Below are 21795 nucleotides of genomic sequence, written 5' to 3' on the forward strand. Positions count from 1 at the left end.
CTCACGTTGCAGGCACGCCCAGGCACTGTTCGGCAAATAGCTTGAAGGCCCGCGCCCGGTGTGAAAGCGCTTGGCTCTGGCCGGGTTTCCAGCCGTGCTTTTCCTCGGCCGTCATTTCGCCAAAGGTGCGGTCATGGCCGTCGGGCCGGAACATCGGATCATAGCCGAAGCCGGAGGTTCCGCGTGGCGGCCAGACCAGCGTGCCGGGGGCCTCGCCGCGGTAGAAACTGACCTCGCCTTCGGGCGTGGCCAGGCACAGCACGCTGACAAAGCGGCCACTGCGCCCGGCATCGGTGACTATCCCGCGGGCCTGAAGCGCATCTTCCACTTTCTGCATAGCCACCGCAAAGTCGCGCGTGCCATCGGCCATGGTTGCCCAGTCGGCGGTATAGACGCCGGGGGCACCGTCGAGCCCGTCGACCTCCAGCCCGGAATCATCCGACAGCGCGATCTTGCCTGATGCTCGGGCCGAGGCCAGCGCCTTGGTGGCGGCGTTGGCCTCGAAGGTATCGCCGGTCTCTTCGGGTTCGGCCAGGCCAAGCTCCGCGGCCGATGTGACCGAGACGCCAAGCGGGCCGAACAGATCGCGGATCTCGGCGATCTTGCCGGCATTGTGGCTGGCGACCAGAATTTCGCTCAACGGTGCGTGTGCCATTCTCTATTCCCCAGTGTCAGGCGACAGTGGCCTTTTGCAGCGCCACCAGATCGGCGATGCCGGCCTTGGCCAGCGCCATCAACTGATGCAACTGCTCTTCCGAAAAAGGCTCGCCCTCGGCGGTGCCCTGGATCTCGACGATGCCGCCGGACCCGGTCATGACGAAATTGGCGTCGGTCTCGGCCGAAGAATCCTCGAGGTAATCCAGATCCATTACCGGCTGGGCCGCGAAAATGCCGCAGGAAATGGCGGCAACATGGTCCTTGAGCACCCGGTCGACCTTGGCCATGGAGCGTTCTTCCATCCACTTCAGGCAGTCATGCAGCGCAATCCAGGCGCCGGTGATGGCTGCGGTGCGGGTGCCGCCATCGGCCTGGATGACATCGCAATCGACCGTGATCTGACGCTCGCCGAGCGCTTCCAGATCAACTACGGCGCGCAACGAGCGACCGATCAGCCGCTGGATCTCCAGCGTCCGTCCGCCCTGCTTGCCGGAGCTGGCTTCACGGCGCATGCGGTCGCCGGTGGAGCGCGGCAGCATGCCGTACTCGGCAGTCACCCAGCCCTTGCCGCCGTTGCGCAGCCATGGCGGAACCCGCTCTTCGAGGCTCGCGGTGCACAGCACATGGGTGTCGCCGAACTTGACCAGGCAGGAGCCCTCGGCGTGTTTGGATATGCCGCGTTCAAAGCTGACCGCCCGCATCTGATCTGTCTTCCGGCCCGATGGACGCATGATGTCTCTCCTGAATTCGATTTTCCGGGTTCTATCGGTGCAGCCGCCATTATGCAAAACAAAACAGCGTCCGTGCCGGCAAGTGCTCGGTGCCGGAATCGGCCGGCTGTCGGGTATAGGCGGCATGCCCCTTCCGTGTTTGGCCGCATGCCCCTATATTCAAGGTTGGACGGGCGGCATCGACTGCCCCTCGAGGACAAAGCGCATGACCATGATCAGCAAACCTGCATCGGCCGAACTCGCCGGAACGCTCGACGAGCGGTCACGGGAGATTTTCCGCGCCTTGGTGGAAAGCTACATGGAGTCCGGCGACCCGCTCGGCTCGCGCAGCCTGTCGCGGATGTTGCCAATGTCGCTGTCGCCTGCCTCGATCCGCAATGTCATGAGCGATCTTGAGGAACTCGGCCTGATTTACGCGCCACATGTCAGCGCCGGCCGGCTGCCCACTCAGAAAGGCCTGCGGTTTTTTGTCGACGCCTTCATGCAGGTAGGTAATCTGCAACCGGAAATGCGCGAGAACATTGAACGCCAGGTCCGCCCCGAAGATCCCAGCCGGCCGGTCGAGACGCTGTTGACCGAAGCCAGCCAGATGCTTTCGGGCATGACCCGGGGCGCCGGTCTGGTTATCGCTGCCAAGCAGGACACGATCATCCGCCACATCGAATTCATACGGCTCGATCCGGTCCGGGCGCTGGTGGTGCTGGTGGGTGGCAACGACCAGGTCGAAAACCGGGTCATGCAATTGCCGGAGGGCGTGACCGCCGGGCAATTGACCGAAGCCGCCAATTTCCTCAACGCGCATCTTGCCGGCCGCACATTGTCGGAAGTGCGCAGTGAGCTGGAACGGATCTCCGAGGAAGTGCGCAATGAACTCGATGTTCTTTCGCGCGATCTGGTTGAACGTGGTCTCGCCGTCTGGGCAGGCACCGAGGACAAGGGCGCCGCGCGGCTGATCGTGCGCGGCCGCGGCAATTTGCTCGAAGGTCTGACCGCCGGCGATGAGCTTGACCGGTTGCGGATGTTGTTTGACGAGCTTGAGCGCAAGGAAAACCTGGTCGAACTGATGACGCTGGCCGAAGAGGGCCCGGGCGTACGCATTTTCATCGGCTCCGAAAACAAGCTTTTCTCGCTGTCGGGGTCGTCGCTGATCGTCGCGCCCTGGCGCGATGCCGAGGATCGGGTGGTCGGCGCGGTTGGCATCATCGGTCCAACCCGGCTGAATTACGCCCGGATCGTGCCGATGGTCGATTACACCGCGCAACTGGTGTCCAGACTGGTGCGCAACTAGATCTGGCCCAACCGCAGTCAATGCCGCGGTCAAAGCGGCAGTCAATGCTGTGATCACCCCTTCGGGCCTTGATTTTTACTGCCCGAACGTCGATATGCGGTTCAACTCCCCAAGAGAACAATTGTAACGAACAGGACAACCACATGATGAGCGATGAAAGCCAAGGCCGCGAACAGGACAAGCCGGAGGAGGCTGCCGCACCGCAGTCAGCAAACCCCGCCGAGGCGTCTCAGTCCGCCGAGGCTGACTCCATTGAGGTGCTTGTAGCCGAGATCGAGGATCTGAGGGATCAGCGCCTGCGCATGGCCGCCGAGATGGAAAATCTGCGCCGTCGCACCGCCCGCGACGTCAGGGACGCCAAGGTCTATGCGATTTCCGGCTTCGCCCGCGACATGCTTCAGGTTTCCGACAATCTGCAGCGCGCGCTGGCCGCGGTGCCGGAACAGCAGGAAGGTGCGGCCGACAACGGGCTCAGGAGCCTGGTCGAAGGCGTCGAACTGACCGAACGCGCCATGCTCGCTTCGCTTGAGCGCCACGGCGTGCGCAAGCTTGATCCGAAGGGTCAGAAGTTCGATCCGAATTTCCACCAGGCGATGTTCGAGGTCCCCAATACAGAGGTGCCCAACAACACCGTCATCGAGGTGGTGCAGCCCGGCTATGTGATTGCCGACCGGATGCTGCGGCCGGCCATGGTCGGTGTCGCCAAGGGTGGTCCCAAGGACATGGCTCCCGAACCCGGAGCGCCCAATCCGCAAGCCGAAAAAGACGCCTGATCAGGGCCCGGCCGGACGGCGGGGCAGGAGAGACCCATGACCCCGCTTGAAGGCCTTGATTATGCCGGTGTCGCGGTATTTGCCGCCACCGGCGCGCTTGCTGCCTCGCGCAAGCAGCTCGACATGATCGGTTTTGGCTTCCTGGCGGCGGTAACCGGCGTCGGCGGTGGCACCTTCCGCGATCTCATTCTCGGCGAAACCCCGGTGTTCTGGGTGCAGAAACCGGCCTACCTGATCGTCTGTGTCGCCATGGCTGCGCTGGTCTACTTCACAGCCCATCTGGTTGAATCGCGCTATCGCCTTTTGCTCTGGCTTGACGCCATCGGCCTTGCAGCCTTCGCGGTGATGGGAGCGGCCAAGGGGCTGGCACTCACCGGCTCGCCGATCACGGCCATTGTCACCGGCATGATGACGGCGACCTTCGGCGGTATCCTGCGTGACCTGCTGGCTGGCGAACCCTCGGTGTTGATGCGCCCGGAGCTCTATGTTTCCGCGGCGCTGGCCGGTGCCGGCATGTTTGTCGCCGCCAGCCTGTTTGGCGCGCCACTGGTTGTGGCTTCGGCCATCGGCGTGGTCTCGGCCTTTGCCGTGCGCGGTGGGGCGATCCGCTTCGGGTGGGCCTTTTCACCCTACCGGCCGCGGCCAGGCCGTCCGCCCGAAGATGTCATGTAACAAACGCAATTCTACACCACCCCGAGGCGCCGCAGATCCGATTGGATGCGCAAGGCGCGCAGTCTCGCCATGATCAGCGCTGGTTCAGGTTCAGATGAGCCCGGCGTCGTGCGCTGCCTCTGACAGTGAAAGCTGTGGCCGCGGCCCGATCTGCTGAATCACCAGGCCGGCGGCGAGGCTGCCGAGCTTGCCGCAGATCTCAAGTGGCAGGCCGGAGGCATAGCCGTGCAGGAAGCCCGCGGCATAGAGGTCGCCGGCACCGGTGGTGTCGACCACTTCGTCAATGGCGATCGCTGCAATATCTATCCGCTCTTGGCCGGTATTGATGACGGAGCCATGCTCGGAGCGAGTGATAACGGCAAGTTTGCAATCCTTGCCCAACTTCTGGACGGCTGTTTCGAAATCATCGGTTTCGTACAGCGACATGGCCTCATCGGCATTGGCGAACACGATGTCGATCGTGCCCGACCGCATCAGCTCGAGAAACTCCGCGCGGTAGCGGCCGACACAAAACGGATCCGACAGCGTCATCGACATTTCCCGGCCGTGCTTGTGGGCGATCTCGGCGGCGAGCCGGATCGCGTCCTTGGCCCGCGGCGGATCCCACAGGTAGCCCTCGAAATAGGTGACTTTCGCATCGGCGACGACGTCGGCTTCGATGTCTTCCGGGCCAAGCTCGACACAGGCGCCGAGATAGGTGTTCATCGACCGCTCGCCATCAGGCGTGACAAAGATCATCGATCGCGCGGTCGGCGGAGTGCTTTCCAGAGGTCTGGTGGCGAAATGCACGCCCTGGGCGCGGATGTCGTGGCTGTAGATCTTGCCGAGCTGGTCCTCGGCCACCTTGCCGAAATAGGCCGCGCGCCCGCCGAAACTGGCGATCCCCGCAGCAGTGTTGCCGGCGCTGCCGCCCGAAGCTTCGATCGCCGGCCCCATGGCGGCGTACAGCAATTCCGCGCGTTCGGTATCGATCAGGTTCATCGCGCCTTTTATGATCGAATTGTCGACAAGGAATCCCTCGTCGCAGCGGGCGATGATATCGACAATCGCATTGCCGATGCACAAGACATCAAAACGGCTCATAAAGAATCCCTTGTTCCCGCTGCGCCCGGGTGCACAGCCGGGCTTGTTCTACCGACTTTTGTGGGAGAAAAAACCCCGCAAGAAGCAGTCATTGCTCTGTTCGTGAGGTTTTTTCCGATTGTCCGAGACGTTTTTTCAGCTCGTACAGTGCTTCATGGGCCTGGCGCGGCGTCATGTCGTCGGGGTCGATCTCCGCCAGCAAACGGTCCGAATCCGACGGGCCTGCAGCGCTCTTGACCGGCTCGCGGTTGGCCGGCACCGCAAACAGCGGCAGATCATCGACCAGCCGTGCTGCCGGGTTATCCCGTTCGCTGGTCTCGAGCAGCTGCAGCACCTCGCGGGCGCGGGCCACCACCGCATCGGGCAGGCCAGCGAGCCGCGCCACCTGAATGCCATAGGACCGGTCGGCAGCGCCGGGGCCGACCTCGTGCAGGAACACCACCTCACCCTCCCATTCCTTGACCTTCATGGTGGCGTTGGAAAGCCGCGGCAGTTTTTCCGACAACGCGGTCAGCTCGTGAAAATGGGTGGCAAACAGCCCGCGGCAACGGTTTTGAGCATGCAGGTGCTCGACCGCCGCCCAGGCGATCGACAGCCCGTCAAAGGTCGCAGTACCGCGCCCGATCTCGTCGAGAATGACCAGCGAGTGCGGGGTGGCCTGATTGAGAATGGCCGCTGTCTCCACCATCTCGACCATGAAGGTCGAGCGGCCTCGGGCCAGGTCGTCGGACGCGCCAACGCGGGAGAACAACCGGTCGACGACGCCGATATGCGCCGCTCCGGCAGGAACGAAAGAACCCATTTGCGCCATGATCGCAATCAGCGCGTTCTGCCGCAGAAAGGTCGATTTGCCGCCCATGTTCGGCCCGGTCAACAGCCAGATGGCGCCGCCGTCGTGGCTTTCGTCGGGAGGGGAAAGATCGCAATCATTGGCGACAAACGGCTGCGCTGCCTGGCGCCTCAGTGCCTGCTCGACCACCGGGTGGCGGCCGGCGACGATTTCGAATGCCAGGCTGTCGTCGATCCGCGGCCGCGCATAGCCCTGTTCCTGGGCGAGATGCGACAACGCCGCCGTCACGTCAATCACCGACAGCGCGTTGGCGGCGGCCTTGATGCTGTCGGCATTGGCAATTGTCATCCCCAACAGATCCTCGAACGCCGCAAGTTCGATGGTCAGCGCCTCGCCGGCGGCGTTGGCGATACGGGTCTCGAGATCGGAGAGTTCGGTGGTGGTAAAGCGCATGGCGTTGGCCATGGTCTGACGATGGATGAAGCGCGCCTTGGCCGCGTCGCTCTCGGTCAGCGGCCCGGCGTTGAGCGCCGTCACCTCGATGAAGTAGCCCAGCACGTTGTTGTGCTTGATTTTCAGCGATTTGACTCCGGTTTCCTCGGCATAGGAGAGCTGCAGTCCGGCAATCACCCGGCGCGACTGGTCGCGTAGCGCTCTGAGTTCATCGAGTTCAACCGAAAAGCCGGCGCGCACGAAGCCGCCATCGCGTTTCATCAGCGGCAATTCGTCATCAAGTGCCTGCGACAGCCGCGCGGCAATTTCTTCGGGCAGGGCCGCAAGCGTGTCGACGGCCGCGCGCAACTGGGCCGGCGGTTGCTTCGCCTCAAACAGCGCACCAATGTCGCGTGCCGCCGTTACCCCGGCCAGAATGGCGCCGAGATCGCGCGGCCCGCCACGGTTGAGCGCCAGTCGCGACAGTGCGCGCGGCATGTCCGCCACCCCGCGCAGCGCGCCCCGCAGTTTTTCGGAAAGCTGATGCTCCGCGATCAGATAGGAAACCCCGTCAAGCCGGGCGTTGATCTCTGCAGGGTCGGTCAGCGGCGCCATCAGCCATTCGGCGAGCTTGCGGCCGCCGCCGCCGGTCACCGTCCGGTCGATTGCCTTGATCAGGCTGCCCTGGCGCTCGCCCGAGAGCGTGCGCACCAGCTCCAGATTGGCCCGTGTTGCCGGGTCAATGAACAGCCGCGCGCCGTCGCGCTCGTGCTCGGGTCGGCCCAGTGCCGGCCGCTCGGAAATCTGGGTCTTTTCGACATAGGCCACCGCCGCCGCCGCGGCGGCCAGTTCGGCCCGCGAGAAGCTGCCGAAGCCATCAAGCGAGCCGACGTCGAAAAACCGCGCGATACGGCCTTCCGCCGTGGCGCTGTCGAACAGCACGCCAGGCTGCGGCACCGCGACCCGGCCCAATTGGTCGATCAGCGGCCGGATTTCGGGATCGTGAAACACATTGTCCGCCAGGATCAACTCGCGCGGCTCGACCCGGGCGATGTCGGCCAGAAGCCGTACCAGCCGACTTTCGCCGACATGAAAGGCGCCGGTGGAAATGTCGATCCAGGCAAGCCCGAACCGGGCCTCGCCCGGGCCTTTCACCCGCGCCAGCGCCATCAGATAGTTCGATTGTGACGGGTCGAGCAGCTTGTCTTCGGTCAGCGTTCCGGGCGTCACCAGCCGGGTCACATCACGTCGCACCACCGATTTTCCGCCACGTTTTTTAGCCTCCGCCGGGTCTTCCGTCTGTTCGCAGACCGCCACCCGGAACCCCAGCGAGATCAGCTTTTGCAGATAATCGTCGGCGGCATGAACCGGCACGCCGCACATCGGGATATCCCGGCCCAGATGCTGCCCGCGCTTGGTCAGCGTGATGCCGAGCGCCCGCGAGGCGTCCACCGCATCCTCATAAAACAGCTCGTAGAAATCACCCATCCGGTAAAACAGCAGCGAATCCGGATTGGCCGCCTTGATCTCGATGAATTGCTCCATCATCGGTGTCGCCGTGGCGCGGCTTTCCGGCGTGGCAAGTTCAGCGGTGGTCAGGATACTGGAGGTACGTGGATTTTCGGCGTTCAAAGGGGATGCCTGTCTTGGTTTTTCAAGCGTTTGGAATGTAAGCTTCTGCGGATAGTCGGGTTTACAGCCCTGATCAACCACCCTAACGGTGGGAGAGCAGGAAACACAACAGGATGAGGCGCCGTACACAAGGTCGCCCACAATTGGATGGAACGCTATGTCAGGCAAGGACAAGTCAGATCGCTCAATTTCCTCGGTAACCGATCAGGAGGCGCTGGATTTCCACTCCCGTGGCCGCCCCGGAAAACTGGAAATCAATCCGACCAAGCCGATGGCTACCCAGCGGGACCTGTCATTGGCCTATTCGCCCGGTGTCGCTGTTCCGGTCCAGGCAATCGCCGATGACCCATCCCGTGCTTTCGATTACACCGCCAAGGGCAATCTGGTCGCGGTGATTTCCAATGGCACCGCCATTTTGGGAATGGGCAATCTTGGTGCGCTTGCCTCCAAGCCGGTGATGGAAGGCAAGGCGGTGCTGTTCAAGCGCTTTGCCGATGTTGATTCCATCGATCTGGAAGTCGACACCGAAAATGTCGACGAATTCATCAATTGTGTCCGCTACCTCGGCCCCAGCTTTGGAGGCATCAATCTTGAGGACATCAAGGCCCCTGATTGTTTCATCATCGAGCAACGGCTGCGCGAGATCATGGACATCCCGGTGTTCCATGACGATCAGCACGGCACCGCCATTATCGCGGTTGCTGGCCTGATCAATGCGTTGCACCTGACGGGTCGCGATCTCAAGAACACCAGGCTGGTTTGCAATGGCGCTGGCTCTGCAGCTATCGCCTGCGTCGAATTGGTCAAGGCGATGGGGTTTACCCCCCAGAACATCACGCTGTGCGACACCAAGGGCGTGATCTATAAAGGTCGCACCGAAGGTATGAACCAGTGGAAATCCGGTCATGCGATCGAGACCAAAGCGCGCACGCTGGCTGACGCCATGGATGGCGCAGATATTGTCTTGGGTCTCTCCGCCAAAGGTGCATTGACATCAGAGATGGTTGCATCGATGGCGAAAAACCCGATCATTTTTGCCATGGCCAATCCGGATCCGGAAATCACGCCGGAGGAAGTTGCGGCGATCCGCAATGATGCGATCATGGCGACAGGCCGGTCGGACCATCCCAACCAGGTCAACAATGTTCTGTGCTTTCCCTATATCTTCCGTGGCGCGCTCGATGTCCGGGCGTCAACCATCAATGAGGAGATGAAGATCGCCGCCGCCAACGCGCTTGCAGCGCTTGCCCGCGAAGATGTTCCCGACGACGTGGCTGCTGCCTATCAGGGCGTCCGGCCGCGCTTTGGTCCGCAATACATCATTCCGGTGCCGTTCGATCCGCGTTTGATCTCGGCCGTTCCTGTCGCAGTTGCCAAGGCGGCGATGGAGTCGGGCGTGGCGCAAAAACCGATCCTCAACATGGAAGCCTACGCCCAGGAATTGTCCGCCCGGCGTGACCCGATCGCCTCCACCCTGCAAAGGCTCTATGAGCGGGTGCGCCGCCATCCGCGCCGCGTGGTCTTTGCCGAAGGCGAGGAAGAGCAGGTGATGCGCGCCGCCGTTTCCTATGTGAACCAGAAGCTCGGCACCGCCTGTCTGCTCGGACGCGAAGAGCAGATGCGCGAAACCGCCAAACTGGCGGGTATCGATCTCGACCGGGCGGGCATCGAACTGGTCAATGCCCGGGTCTCGCGCCGGGTCGAGGCCTATACCGATTATCTCTATGCGCGGCTGCAGCGCAAAGGCTACCTGCACCGCGATTGCCAGCGGCTGATCAACACCGACCGCAATCATTTCGGCGCCTGCATGGTGGCGCTCGGCGATGCCGATGCGATGGTGACCGGTACCACACGCAACTATTCCACGGCGCTTGAAGACATCCGCCGCTGTGTCGACGTCAAGCCCGGTCACCGGATGATCGGCGTGTCGTTGGCGCTGTGCCGCGGGCGTACCGTATTTGTCGCCGACACCGCCGTCATTGACATGCCCAATTCCGAGGAACTGGCCGACATCGCCGAGGAGGCCGCGGGCATGGCGCGACGTCTCGGCTATGAGCCACGCGTGGCAATGCTGGCCTATTCCACCTTCGGCCACCCGACCGGCGAACGCTCGGAGCGGGTGCGGGACGCGGTCAAGATTCTCGACAAGCGCCGGGTCGATTTTGAATATGATGGCGAGATGGCTGCCGACGTGGCGCTCAACACCAAGGTGCTGGAACAGTATCCGTTCTGCCGGCTCTCGGGCACTGCCAACGTGTTGGTGATGCCGGCGTTTCACTCGGCCTCGATTTCGACCAAGATGCTGCAGGAACTGGGCGGTTCCACGGTCATCGGCCCGTTGCTGGTGGGTCTCGACAAGTCGATCCAGATCGTCTCGATGGGCGCCAAGGATTCCGACATCGTCAACATGGCGGCAATTGCTGCCTACAACGCCTCAAGCTGAGGCGGGAAAACCAGGGCCGGGTGAACTGACCCGGCCAGAAACCTTTACGCCGCAAATCGCGAAGCGTCAGCGCCGTAGTGATTGATGTAGCGGCCGCGGATCTGCTTGACCGGGAGGATCACCAGAATATCGGTGGTGCGAAATTCCCGGTCGATCACCGCTTCATTGGAGACCAGCGCACCGAGCCTCAGGTAGCCTTTGACCAGGGGTGGCATGGCGCCCAGCGCGGCGCGCGGCGTGATTGCTTCCGCCGGCATCATGTCCAGCGATACGCCGCGTCCGGGGATGGCGTTGACTGCCCAATTGTCGCCGGTGGCGGCAGCCTGGTTGAGGAACGATAGTGCCAGCGCATGGGCATGCGGCTTGTCACCGGGGAACGAAGCGCACCCGAACATTGCGTCGATGCCATGGCCAAGTGCATAGGCCCAATTGCCCTGCCACAAGGCTTCCAGCGTGCGGCGGGTGCGGTATTCCTTGAGAACGCAGGAACGGCCAAGCTCGAGAAAGCGCTTTCCGGGATTGCGCCCGACCATGTCGACAACGTCGAATTCACTTTGCGAGTAAAACCCGTCATGACGCTCGGCAACTTCCTGGCGCAGCAACCGGTAGGTGCCGACTATCTGGTCTTCGGCGGTGCCGGGCAACGCGGTGTCAAGCACCAGCAGGTGATCGCAATATCTGTCGACAGAATCGAAATCACGTTTGGCACGCACCGCCTCGGCGGGCAGTTGCGCGCCCATTTCCTCGGCAAATACACGGTAGCGCAGGCGCTGTGCGGCTTCAATTTCGGCGCCGGTGGCCGCCAGACGCACTTCCAGCGAACCAATACGGCCGAGCACCTGATTGGCCGGTTGGCTCTTGGTCAATGGTATGTGGAAAGGGGTGGACAGGGGCTGTTGCACGTGGGTTTCCATGAGTCTTCTCCCGCTGATGGACAGAACGGGTTCAACCATGATTCTGCGACATCCGGGTGACATTTGCCATCCCGGTTGTGGCCATTTCTGGGTAATATTGTGGCTGCCCCTCCACAGGTCGATCCAACCCCCTAAAACGGTGGGGGGAGGGTGCCGATGCCGGCGCCCGGACATAGTACCAGGTGGCCGCCTCTTCCCCCGCCATTTCCGTCCTTGCGGGCCGATCAGCCGGCGGCGCGTTGCCGTTTGCGCGCGGTGACTGCTGCAAGCGAGACCAGCCACTCCGGATCGACCGGTTTTTCCGCATGCCCGTCTGCGCCTGCTGCCAGCAGATCGTCGCGGGTCGATGCCTGTCCATCCGCCGACAGCACGATAATCGGCAGCCGCGCGAGATGGTTTACATCCTCCTCGCCGCGGATTCTCAGGATTGCGCTGCGGCCATCGATCTCGGGCATCGACAGATCGGTGATGACCAGGTCGTATCCGGCCACCCCGCCCGGCCGCTCCATTGCCTGGTCGATCAGCTTGCGGCCATTGTCGACCACCGTTACCCGGTGTCCCTGGCGTGCCAGGATGGTGCGCACCATCAGCGCGTTGACCGGATCGTCTTCAGCCAGAAGAATATCGAGCGTCGGATGCTCGGAGCTGCGCTCCAGCACCGGCGATCGCGGCTTGCTGGCCAGCCTGTCGCGGTCGTCGCGGTCGTCGCGGCGGGTCAGCACATTGATCAGCGAGGTGCGGCGCACCGGTCGCACCAGCCATGCGTCAGCTCCGTGGGCGCCGTGCCCTTCGAGGTCGCGGCTGTCTTCGGGTGCAATGACCAGCGTCCGCGCCACCGTGTCGGGCAGGACGGTGGGGGCCGCCGCCAGCAGATTGTCGGCGTGCTCGGCGATGCGTCGGTCAACCACGATGTCGCTCAGGACGGCGCCCGAGCAGTTGAGCCGGGTCAGCGCCGCGATGATTGTTTCCGCGTCATCGGCCGCCTCGGCATGGCCGCCCAGATCGCGGATGCTCCACAGCATCGCCGTCGATACTGGTCCGCACGGAGCGATCACCAGCACAGCGCGGTCGGAAAGCGGCCCGCGCTGCATCACCGGTGTGTCAGCTGGCTCGAAATCCTGCAGCGGAACTGTGAAATGGAAAGCGCTGCCCCGGTCCGGCTTGGAAATGACGCCGATTTCGCCGCCCAGCGCCTCGACGATCCGTGCCGAGATCGACAGGCCCAGGCCGGCGCCGCCATGCTTGCGTGTGGGGCCGTTGTCGGCACGCTCGAATTCGCCGAAAATACGGGCCTTGTCTTCGTCTTTTAATCCCGGCCCGGTGTCGGAAACGATAAAGTTGAGCTTGTTGTTCTCGAGCGCCACCTCCACCAGCACGCCGCCGGCCTCGGTGAACTTGATGGCGTTGCCCACCAGGTTGAACAGCACCTGGCGCAACCTTCCGATATCGGAGGTAATGCGTTGCGGGACGTCGGGGGCAATGTGCACGGCGATTTCGATGTCTTTTTCATGGGCGCGCGATGCCATCAGCTCGCACACCCCGTGCACCAGCTCTTCGAGGTTGCCCTCTTCGTGGCGCAGGTTGAGCCGCCCCGCCTCGATCGACGTGACGTCGAGCAGATCCTCGATCAGCGACAATAGCGCCTGGCCGGATTCGCGCGCGGTCTTGAGATAGCTCGCCTGCTCGGGCGTTGTTTCGGTCTGCTCGAGAAGATGGTTCATGCCCAGGATGCCATTGAGCGGAGTGCGGATTTCATGGCTGACGGCCGCCAGAAAACGGGTCTTGGCGTGGCTGGCGGCTTCAGCCTTCTCCCGCGCCTCGACCAGTTCGGCTTCGGCCCGACGAGTCGCGGTGATGTTGCGGCCGATGCAATGGACCAGCAATTGCCCGGTCGCCGGATCGCGTGCAGCCTTCTCGTGCCAGGTCCAGATGGTCTGGTCCGGGCCTTCACCGAGCGTGAGTTCGCGAACGCCATTGTCGTCGTGGCTTGCGGGTCTGATTCCGGCCATTTCCAGCGTCAGGCCGATTGGCTTGTCACAGCCGGTGATCTTGCTGAAAGTTTCGTTGGCATAGATGATGCGGCCGTCGAGATTGCAAGCCGACACCATGTCGCCAAGCGTATCAAACACCGCCGTGAGCTGGCCCGAAAACTCGCCCAACTCCCAGGACCGGTCGAACTTCTGCTCGGACTGGATGCCCGTCCCGGCCGATGCCGGGGCTGGAGCAAGCTCCTGACTTTCGGACTTTCGTTTCAGTAACGGCAGCGCGGCAAACACCGCGATCCCCGCCACCGAGGCAAGCAGCACCAAAGGTGCGTTGAACATCACCGAGATGGCGGCTGCCGTCAATGCTGCCGAGGCGGCAAGCAGTGGGCGTGCCGCGGAGCCGTCAGTGGTTCCGGCATTGGCGGTAGGTGCGCCGGAGACCGGGTAACGGATCGCCGGGTTACTTGCTCGGGTGTCCGGCAAAGCCTCAGCCTGCTGATTCAGGGCCAGACTGAGGGCTTCTTGGAGTCGGCTTGGTTCTGTGCTCATGGTCCCATTGATACACGGGTCCGGTGAGCAAAGTTTTCAGCAAAAGGATCGAATTTTACCGATCCCGCACTTTACTGCTTCATATTGACAACCACGCGGCCGCGCACCTTGCCATCGATGATGGCGTGGGCGGCGTCGATGATGCCGTCAAAGCCGATTTCGGTCGACAACGCTTCCAGCTTGGAGATGTCGAGATCGTTGACAAGCCGGCCCCATGCTTCCTGCCGCAGCGCCAGCGGCGCCATCACTGAATCGATGCCCAGCAGCGAGACCCCGCGCAGGATGAATGGTGCGACCGAGCCCGGCAGGTCCATGCCCTGCGCCAGGCCACAGGCCGTCACCGCGCCGCCATAGGAGGTCATCGATAGCACATTGGCCAACGTGTGGCTGCCGACCGCGTCGATGCCGCCGATCCAGCGTTCCTTGTTGAGCGGCTTGGCCGGTCCCGACAGCTCGTCGCGGTGGATTACTTCGGACGCGCCCAGTTGCTTGAGGAACTCGCCTTCCTCGGGGCGGCCGGTCGAGGCAATCACCTCGTAGCCGAGCTTGCCCAGCACCGCGATGGCCACCGTGCCGACACCGCCATTGGCGCCGGTAACGACCACTAGTCCGCGCGTCGGATCAATGCTGTGCCGTTCCAGCGCCATCACGGACAGCATGGCCGTGTAGCCGGCCGTGCCGATTGCCATCGCCGAACGGCCATCCATGCCCTCGGGCATCGGAATCAGCCAGTCGCCGTTGAGCCGGGCATAGGTGGCATAGGCGCCGGTATGGACCTCGCCGACGCCAAAGCCGTTGAGGATCACCTTGTCGCCCGGGCTGAAGCGCGGATTTTCAGAACTGACCACCGTGCCGGCGCAATCGATCCCCGGGATCATTGGCCAGCGCCGCACCACCGGTCCCTTGCCGGTAATTGCCAGGCCGTCCTTGTAGTTGACGGTGGTCCATTCCACCTCGACCACGACGTCGCCTTCCATCAGGTCATCAAGACCGAGTTCGGCGACATTGACCGACAATACCTTGTTTTCGTCACGGGTGAGCAGGATACCCTTGAAACGGTCTTGCATGAAAACTCCTCATAAGCTGTTGGGCGCAGACTGGCCTGCGATCGGGTGAAGATCAAGAGCGATGAAAGCCCGATGGCCTATGCTCTGGTCTTGCGTTCGCGGACGGTGGCGATCACTTCGTCGAGCACGATCAGCCCGGCGCCGACCGATATGAAACTGTCGGCCAGGTTGAACACCGCGAACGACCAGTTCTCAGTGTAAAACAGAATATAGTCGACCACATGGCCATAGACCGCGCGGTCGATCAGATTGCCGATTGCTCCGCCAATGATCAACGCGTAGCCGAGATGGGCGATCGAGCGCTCCGGCGGCGTGCGCCACCACAAGATCACGACAAAAACCGCGACAAGCGCAGTCACCCCCAGCAGCGCTACATCCGGCAGGCTCTTGAGCAATGAAAAGGCGATGCCCTCGTTCCAGGTTCGGTAGAGCGCCAGCATCGGCGCCACCGGTATCAGCTCGTTGAACGGCAGCCGTGTTTCCACCAGCCATTTTACGACCTGGTCGAAAGCCACGGTGCTTGTGACCATGGCCAGCATCGGGCCGGCGCGGCTCAGGCGGGAAATGCTCACGGGGTCACGTCTCCAAGATCAAGCAGGTGCCGCCGGGCCTCGAACAGCATCACCCCGGTGGCAATCGCCAGGTTGAGTGAATCGGCGCGCCCGGTCTGCGGGATACGGGCCAGCTTGCTGCAGGCCGAAGCCAGGCTGTCGGGCAGACCTGCCTGCTCGTTGCCCATCAGCAACACCACGGCACGGTTCATGTAATCAATCGAGCGGTAGTCGACGCTGCCCTTGAGGTGGCTGCCAACCAGCAACGCCTTTGACTTGGCCGACCAGCTCAAGAATTCCGCCTCGGACGTGCGCACCAGCGGCATCGCGAAGATCGAGCCCATGGTGGCGCGCACGGTTTCGGTCGAGAACGGATCGACCGTCTCGCCGATCAGAATAACGCCCGAAGCACCAGCGGCATCGGCAGTGCGGATGATGGTGCCGAGATTGCCCGGGTCGCGCACCCGGTCAAGCGCGATCCAGGTCTCGCCGGCTTTGGGCGCAATCTCTGAAAGTGGTGTCAGTTTCTGCTCGAACACGGCAATCACCGCTTGCGGATTGTCGCGCCGGGTAATCGCGGTGAGCACCTTGTCGCTGACTTCCAGAACCAGCCCGCCACGCGCCACGGTCAGCGCCGCAATCCTTTCGACCTGCTCGGTGCTGGTGCGCGCCTTGGCGTAGATCAGCGTTTGGATGTTCCAGCCGAGATCAATCGCGTCGATCACCAGCTTCAGTCCTTCGGCGAGAAAGGTGCCGGTCTCGTCGCGGTGCTTTTTCATCGACAGCGCGCGGATGTCCTTGATCACCGGATTGGACAGGCTGGTGATTTCCTTGACCAGGCCTACCCGTGGCGTGCTTCCGGAAGCGTTCGGATCTCTCATTGCGGCAGCCACCTTGAATAAAGCGATGTCGACAGCGCCCGGCAATCGTCCACGCCGGTCTTGCCGCTCTCGCGGATGATCAGTTCGCCCGATTCCACCACCCCGCCGGCGCCGCGCATGGTCTCGCGCATCAGCTCGTGAATGGCATAGAACGACGCCCGGATGGAATAGGCGGTCAGTACCAGCCCGACCGGCTTCTGGCTCAGCAGTTCGCGGCAGATGTCGAGCATCAACGGCAGATGCTCGAACAATTGCCAGACCTCGCCATTCGGGCCGCGGCCGAATTTCGGCGGGTCGGTGAGGATAATATCGTAGCGGCTGCCGCGGCGTTCCTCGCGGGCGATGAATTTCATCGCGTCCTCGCAGATCCAGCGGATCGGCTTGGTATCGAGCCCGGCCAATGCCTGGTTTTTACGGGCCCAGCCGATGGCCTTTTTCGACGCGTCGACATGGGTAACCTCCGCGCCCGCCTTGGCCGCCACCAGCGATGCGACGCCGGTATAGCCAAACAGGTTGAGCACTTTCAGCGGCCGGTTCGCGTTGGCGATCTTCTCGGCCATCCAGCGCCAATGGGCGATCTGTTCGGGAAACACCCCGACATGGCGGAACGAGGTCAGTCGGCCGTAAAAGTCGACGCCGAGCAATTGCATCGGCCAGCTCTCGCCAAGCGGTGCATGGGGAAACGCCCAGCGGCCGATGCCGTCTTCGTCGGTGTCGCCGGTAAACAGCGCATCGGCCTTGTTCCATTCGGCATCGGAAAGCCCGCGCGCCCACAGCGCCTGGGCTTCCGGACGAACGATCCGCACAGTGCCGTATTGTTCGAGCTTTTCGCCCTCGCCGGCCTCGTTCTGGCCGGTATCGATCAGCCGGTAGCCATCCTCGTCGCCGATCTCCAGGATCAATGGCGCCACTTGCCGGGGCAGATTGCCGCTGCGCTTGTTGAGCGGGCGGATCGGCGCGGATGGTGCCGACTGGTTGCGCTTGTCAGTGGCGGCCTGTGCTTCAGCCGCCAGTCGTTCCGAGGGACGCTTGCCCTTCACCTGTCTGGACGCTGCATCAGGCCCACGTTTGGGCTTGTCGTGAAACTGCTTTTCCTCGGGCTTCGGACCATGGCCCGGCTTGCCGCGCGGTTTGGCTGGCGGGCGCGCCTGTTCCGGCCCTTGCCCGGACTTGCCGCCGGGGCCTCGCCGGGCCTGTTGATTGCGCTTGTCCGCCACGCTGAAGCCGTCCCGTCAGTCTGGAGCCCGTTCCGCATACTAAGTGCCGCCGAACTCGTGGTTTCGTATGGTGTGGACATAGCAATCCGATATGCCCTTGGCAAAGCCGTTTTCGATTTGCATAGATAGCGCGGCAATCACGGAGGAACATGTCTGATGGAAATGAACGGCGAAGAGCGCATCGCGGCACCCCGCCAGATGGTCTGGGAAGCACTCAATGATCCCGATGTTCTGCGCGAATGCATTCCGGGATGCCAGTCGCTGGAAAAAAGCTCCGACACAGAGATGTCGGCCACCGTCAAGATCAAGATCGGTCCGGTATCGGCGACCTTCAAGGGCGAGGTGACGCTGGAAAACATCAACGCGCCGGAGAGTTACACGATTGCTGGCGAAGGCAAGGGCGGCATCGCCGGCTTCGCCAATGGCGGCGCCGATGTGAAGCTCGCCGAGGACGGTGCGGAAACCGTGCTCAGCTACGCCGTCAAGGCCCAGGTCGGCGGCAAGCTGGCCCAGCTCGGCTCTAGGCTGATCGATTCAACCTCGAAAAAGCTCGCCGGCCAGTTTTTCACCAAGTTCAACGAGGTGGTCAGCGCCAAGGCTGCCGGGGTTTAGCGTAGGCTGCCGGGAAACAGGTAATTGTTGCCGCGGCTAGATTTCAGACTGAATGATGTCCCTGATTTTGACCGCTTTCTCGAAGTGGTCGAGCTTGTGCGTTGCTATCCACCAGGTTGCGGCTTCCATAAGCAGTTCCGGCGTGTCGTTTTTGTTCGAGAAAAAGGCATAAAATGACAAGCCGACCCCATCGCCCTTCCGAGCAATCTTTTCATCGCAAACCGCAATGGCTTTGTGTTGCAGTGACGCTCGCATGCCGTCCTCACCTTCCAAGGCATTCTTACGGCATGCCCCCAGGACAATAGCTGTCAGCAGTCATCTCGATCACTCGGATGGCGTCACGTTACGCGCTTTCAGGCGGCGGTGCGCTTGTCGTCGATCGGCAGGGCCGCCGCGATCTGCTTGGCTTTTGCCTTTTCGCGGTCGGCCTCGGTATGCCATTTGACCGCTTCACTGGCGTTGACGCGCGCCTGCTTGCGATGCTTGCCCTGCTTGAACCAGGTGGCGAGCGAGCCGAGAATCATGCCGACGATCAGCGCCACGAACAGAAATACGAAGAACGGTGCGGTCAGCGATAATACTTGGTCTTCCGGCTGGAACGGATTGAGTGCCAGCGTTACCGCCGTGCGGTTTGCTACCGACAGCATGATGAGGACAATCGCCAGCGGGACGAAAATCACCAGTGCGATGATGCGTTTGATCATGGTCAGGTCCGTTCTCTTTCATGGCGCGACGATCGATGTCTCTCACCGATCATGTGGGGTGCCGCACCGTCGTGGTCAATCCTGACTTTCGGGATTGAGCCGTTCGCGCAGTTCCTTGCCGGTCTTGAAGAACGGCACCCATTTTTCCTCGACAAACACCGGATCGCCGGTGCGCGGGTTGCGGCCTGAACGAGGCGGACGGTTTTTCACCGAAAACGCCCCGAAACCGCGTAGTTCGACCCGGTTGCCCTGGGACAACGCATCAGTGATCTCGTCAAGCACCGAGTTGACGATGTTTTCGACATCGCGGTGATAGAGATGCGGATTGCGTGCTGCAACCGCCTGCACCAGTTCCGATTTTATCATGTGATCTCCCCTAGTTATCCCGCGCGGGCTGCCCGCCAACCTGCCAAACAGACACCAGACCGTCAAGGAACAACTTGCCGCCCGACAGTCGGTCAATCTCGTCGGAAACCCGTCCCGGCATACCCAGATAGCGCTCGACAAAGCTGCTTGCCTGTAATTTCAGCAGTCCGTCGGTTGAGCTGCGGTCAGGCTCCCATTTGACGATTTTCAGTGTTTCGTCGATGCCGCGGCCCTTCAGATAGGCGCGGATTTCGTCCTCGCCGCCAAGCGCGTCGACCAGTCCGTTCTCAAGCCCCTGCCGGCCGGTGAAGATCGAGCCGTCGGCGAGAGCCAGTACCTGAGCGCGGTCTATTTGCCGCCTTTCGGCAACCAGATCGACAAACCAGTCGTAACTGTCGAGCACCATCGACCGGATCATCGCCTTTGCCTCTTCGCTGGCGTCGTGGAAGGGAGACGGTTCGGCCTTCAACGGCGAGGATTTGATGTCTTCAATCCTGACACCGATTTTTTCGAGCAGTTCGCCAGCCTGGGCGTACTGGAAGATCACCCCGATAGAGCCGACGATCGAGCTTTCCCCAGCGACAATGTGATCGGTCGAGGCGGCAATCATGTAGCCGGCAGACGCTGCCAGCGTGCGCACATCAGCAACCACGGGCTTGAGCGCGCTTGCTGCAACCAGCGCCTTGTGCAGCCGCTCGCCGCCATAGGTGGTGCCGCCAGGTGACGAGATGCTGACCACGAGCGCCTTCGTTGCCTTGTTTTTGGCGGCCGCATCGATCAGGTCGAGCAGCGCCTCGTCATCGGTGATCACCCCGGTGATGTCGATTCGGCCGATGTGGTCAGCGCGCGTCTCGGGAAATCCGATATTGACGGCGAGCGCCGCCACCAGGGCGATGGCCGCGACAACGGATAGGATCCGCCAGAAACTGAGTTTACGCCGGATACGGCGGCGATCGGCAAGGATTTCAGGGTCGGTCAAAAATCACGTCTCCGATTGCGTCCGGGATTATGGATCGCGACGACCCGGCCATGCTTTGCCATTATCGTCGCGCCGTGGCAAATTGCATCGACTGCTTCGCAATATAACCATATTGGGATGCGAGGCCGCCTGCAACAGCCACTTGGCGCGGATAAGCGGGTCGGTGCTGGCAGCCCATGAGACCGCGGGAACCAATGGCAACATCACCAGTTTCAGACATTCCCGTGGCAGGTACCTATGCTGGGCGCTCGCACGTTGAATACCGGCGCGCCTCGATCCATTCGCGCCGCGTGCGGATACTCAAAATCCTTCTGCCGCTTGCCTCGGCCCTGGTCGTGCTGGCCTTTATCGCCGTTTCCTGGGTGGACGGGTTGGTGCCAGAGGGTGTCGAGATTGAATCGGTGAAGGTGCGCGACGGCAAACTGGTGATGCAAAGCCCGGTGATGAGCGGCCAGACGTCCGATGGACGGCCCTACCGGATACAGGCGCTGCGGGCGATCCAGGATCTCGCCACCCCCAATGTGGTTCTGCTCGAGGAGATCGTCGCTGATCTGCCCGCCGCCGACGGCAAGAATGCGACGCTTGAGGCAATCAGCGGCAGCTATGATCGCACCGCACAAAAACTCCGTTTCGATCAGCCTTTCACAGTGACTGACGAGTCCGGTTTTTCCGCGCAGATGAACTCTGCCAGCATTGACATGGGAAGCAACGAAATGAGTACGTCCGACCCGGTTTCAATCCGTTCCGGAGAGGCATCGGTTGTTGCGCAATCCATGAATATACAGGATAACGGCCGCGTCATTGTCTTCGAGGACAAGGTCCGAATGACCATCAAACCCTCGGCGGTCCGGTCGGGAAATGGAGTGACCAACTGATATGATAGTAAAATCTGGACGTTTGCCGGGGATCGCCGCGATCATTTTGGCCGGCCTGATCATGTCCGCACCCGCCGCCCGTGCACAGCAGGCGGAGCGGATGACCGGGCTTGCGCTGTCCGGCGACGAACCGATCCAGATTGAAAGCGACCTGCTGAAGATCGACGAATCGTCCAGCAAGGCTACTTTTACCGGCAATGTGAAGGTGGTTCAGGGCGAAACCGCCCTGCAGGCAGGCGAAATGATCGTCTATTACAACAAAAGCGAAAGCGGCGGCTCGGTAGCCTCCGGGTCGGCGGATATTCGCGAGATTGAGCTGTTCAAGAAAGTCCTGATCCAGTCCGGCACCCAGACCGCTACGGCGGACGCGGGCACTTTCAACATGGCAGACGAAGTGTTGGTGCTTACCGGTGATAAAGTCGTGCTGACCGACGCCGACAATGTCTTTATTGGCTGCAAGCTGACTGTGCAGATGAAAACCGGCCAGGCCGCGCTCGACAGCTGCGGTGGCCGCGTCATGATCCAGCTCGATCCGAAATCGCGACCCAAAAAGTGATCAAGGCATTATTTTCATCACTGGGCAGCAGGGGTGGC

21 protein-coding genes are annotated in these 21795 nt (G+C 62.1%); 7 read left to right on the plus strand and 14 right to left on the minus strand.

Features of this window, described 5'->3' with window-relative positions; translation table 11 throughout:
• Position 1 precedes the first annotated feature (1 nt).
• The gene (locus ACK6D9_RS05460) at positions 2-655 is read right to left on the minus strand and encodes a non-canonical purine NTP pyrophosphatase (protein WP_322990469.1); all 654 of its coding nucleotides are present in this window, start codon (positions 653-655) and stop codon (positions 2-4) included.
• A gap of 16 nt (positions 656-671) precedes the next feature.
• Positions 672-1388: a ribonuclease PH gene (gene rph / locus ACK6D9_RS05465; protein ID WP_322990468.1), complete on the minus strand. Its 717-nt coding sequence runs from the start codon at positions 1386-1388 to the stop codon at positions 672-674.
• A 211-nt stretch (positions 1389-1599) separates the two neighbouring features.
• Between rph and hrcA the strand changes: the two genes are divergently transcribed.
• The 3 genes from hrcA (at position 1600) to ACK6D9_RS05480 (ending at position 4121) form a co-directional block, all read left to right on the plus strand.
• Positions 1600-2676: a heat-inducible transcriptional repressor HrcA gene (hrcA, locus tag ACK6D9_RS05470; protein ID WP_322990473.1), complete on the plus strand. Its 1077-nt coding sequence runs from the start codon at positions 1600-1602 to the stop codon at positions 2674-2676.
• 92 nt (positions 2677-2768) lie between these two features.
• Positions 2769-3449 carry a nucleotide exchange factor GrpE gene (grpE, locus tag ACK6D9_RS05475; RefSeq protein WP_412051740.1) on the plus strand — a complete coding sequence of 227 codons (681 nt, stop codon included), beginning with the start codon at positions 2769-2771 and terminating at the stop codon, positions 3447-3449.
• Positions 3450-3485: 36 nt separating this feature from the next.
• Positions 3486-4121: a trimeric intracellular cation channel family protein gene (locus tag ACK6D9_RS05480; RefSeq protein WP_322990467.1), complete on the plus strand. Its 636-nt coding sequence runs from the start codon at positions 3486-3488 to the stop codon at positions 4119-4121.
• A gap of 90 nt (positions 4122-4211) precedes the next feature.
• Here the strand turns inward: ACK6D9_RS05480 and ACK6D9_RS05485 are convergent, their stop codons facing one another.
• A complete protein-coding gene (locus ACK6D9_RS05485) occupies positions 4212-5204 on the minus strand; it encodes an adenosine kinase (protein ID WP_412050931.1) in 993 nt (330 codons plus the stop codon).
• Positions 5205-5292: 88 nt separating this feature from the next.
• The gene (gene mutS / locus ACK6D9_RS05490) at positions 5293-8058 is read right to left on the minus strand and encodes a DNA mismatch repair protein MutS (protein WP_412050932.1); all 2766 of its coding nucleotides are present in this window, start codon (positions 8056-8058) and stop codon (positions 5293-5295) included.
• A gap of 157 nt (positions 8059-8215) precedes the next feature.
• Here mutS and ACK6D9_RS05495 point away from each other — a divergent pair, with 157 nt between their 5' ends.
• Complete coding sequence (locus ACK6D9_RS05495; protein WP_412050933.1) at positions 8216-10501, plus strand: NADP-dependent malic enzyme; 2286 nt, start codon at positions 8216-8218, stop codon at positions 10499-10501.
• Positions 10502-10545: 44 nt separating this feature from the next.
• Here the strand turns inward: ACK6D9_RS05495 and ACK6D9_RS05500 are convergent, their stop codons facing one another.
• The 6 genes from ACK6D9_RS05500 to ACK6D9_RS05525 all read right to left on the minus strand — a co-directional run bounded on the left by ACK6D9_RS05500 (position 10546) and on the right by ACK6D9_RS05525 (position 17665).
• Positions 10546-11415, minus strand: a complete 870-nt coding sequence (locus ACK6D9_RS05500) for a GNAT family N-acetyltransferase (protein WP_412050934.1) — start codon at positions 11413-11415, stop codon at positions 10546-10548.
• Positions 11416-11639: 224 nt separating this feature from the next.
• Entirely contained in the window at positions 11640-13949 is a 2310-nt protein-coding gene (locus ACK6D9_RS05505; RefSeq protein ID WP_412050935.1) for an ATP-binding protein, read from the minus strand.
• A 71-nt stretch (positions 13950-14020) separates the two neighbouring features.
• Entirely contained in the window at positions 14021-15016 is a 996-nt protein-coding gene (locus ACK6D9_RS05510) for an MDR family oxidoreductase (RefSeq protein ID WP_412050936.1), read from the minus strand.
• Between the two features lie 77 nt (positions 15017-15093).
• Positions 15094-15555, minus strand: coding sequence for a signal peptidase II (lspA, locus tag ACK6D9_RS05515; RefSeq protein WP_412051741.1), 462 nt, complete (start codon positions 15553-15555; stop codon positions 15094-15096).
• Between the two features lie 29 nt (positions 15556-15584).
• Positions 15585-16448, minus strand: coding sequence for a TrmH family RNA methyltransferase (locus ACK6D9_RS05520; protein WP_412050937.1), 864 nt, complete (start codon positions 16446-16448; stop codon positions 15585-15587).
• Positions 16445-17665, minus strand: coding sequence for a class I SAM-dependent methyltransferase (locus ACK6D9_RS05525; RefSeq protein WP_412050938.1), 1221 nt, complete (start codon positions 17663-17665; stop codon positions 16445-16447). Before ACK6D9_RS05525 ends, ACK6D9_RS05520 begins: the two co-directional genes overlap by 4 nt.
• Positions 17666-17821: 156 nt before the next feature.
• Here ACK6D9_RS05525 and ACK6D9_RS05530 point away from each other — a divergent pair, with 156 nt between their 5' ends.
• A complete protein-coding gene (locus ACK6D9_RS05530; RefSeq protein WP_412050939.1) occupies positions 17822-18277 on the plus strand; it encodes an SRPBCC family protein in 456 nt (151 codons plus the stop codon).
• A gap of 36 nt (positions 18278-18313) precedes the next feature.
• Here ACK6D9_RS05530 and ACK6D9_RS05535 read toward each other — a convergent pair whose 3' ends face one another.
• From ACK6D9_RS05535 to sppA, 4 genes are all read right to left on the minus strand, one after another.
• A complete protein-coding gene (locus ACK6D9_RS05535; RefSeq protein ID WP_412050940.1) occupies positions 18314-18532 on the minus strand; it encodes a DUF6500 family protein in 219 nt (72 codons plus the stop codon).
• 98 nt (positions 18533-18630) lie between these two features.
• The gene (locus ACK6D9_RS05540) at positions 18631-18981 is read right to left on the minus strand and encodes a DUF1049 domain-containing protein (RefSeq protein ID WP_412050941.1); all 351 of its coding nucleotides are present in this window, start codon (positions 18979-18981) and stop codon (positions 18631-18633) included.
• 75 nt (positions 18982-19056) lie between these two features.
• Entirely contained in the window at positions 19057-19347 is a 291-nt protein-coding gene (locus ACK6D9_RS05545; RefSeq protein WP_412050942.1) for an integration host factor subunit beta, read from the minus strand.
• 10 nt (positions 19348-19357) lie between these two features.
• Positions 19358-20326: a signal peptide peptidase SppA gene (sppA, locus tag ACK6D9_RS05550; RefSeq protein WP_412050943.1), complete on the minus strand. Its 969-nt coding sequence runs from the start codon at positions 20324-20326 to the stop codon at positions 19358-19360.
• A gap of 194 nt (positions 20327-20520) precedes the next feature.
• On the opposite strand from sppA, the gene lptC reads away from it, so the two are divergent.
• Positions 20521-21201 carry an LPS export ABC transporter periplasmic protein LptC gene (lptC, locus tag ACK6D9_RS05555; RefSeq protein WP_412050944.1) on the plus strand — a complete coding sequence of 227 codons (681 nt, stop codon included), beginning with the start codon at positions 20521-20523 and terminating at the stop codon, positions 21199-21201.
• A gap of 1 nt (position 21202) precedes the next feature.
• Positions 21203-21757, plus strand: a complete 555-nt coding sequence (locus tag ACK6D9_RS05560) for an LptA/OstA family protein (RefSeq protein ID WP_412050945.1) — start codon at positions 21203-21205, stop codon at positions 21755-21757.
• The last annotated feature ends 38 nt before the right edge of the window (positions 21758-21795 follow it).

Source organism: Hoeflea sp. Naph1 (assembly GCF_046837775.1).
Lineage (GTDB): Bacteria > Pseudomonadota > Alphaproteobacteria > Rhizobiales > Rhizobiaceae > Hoeflea.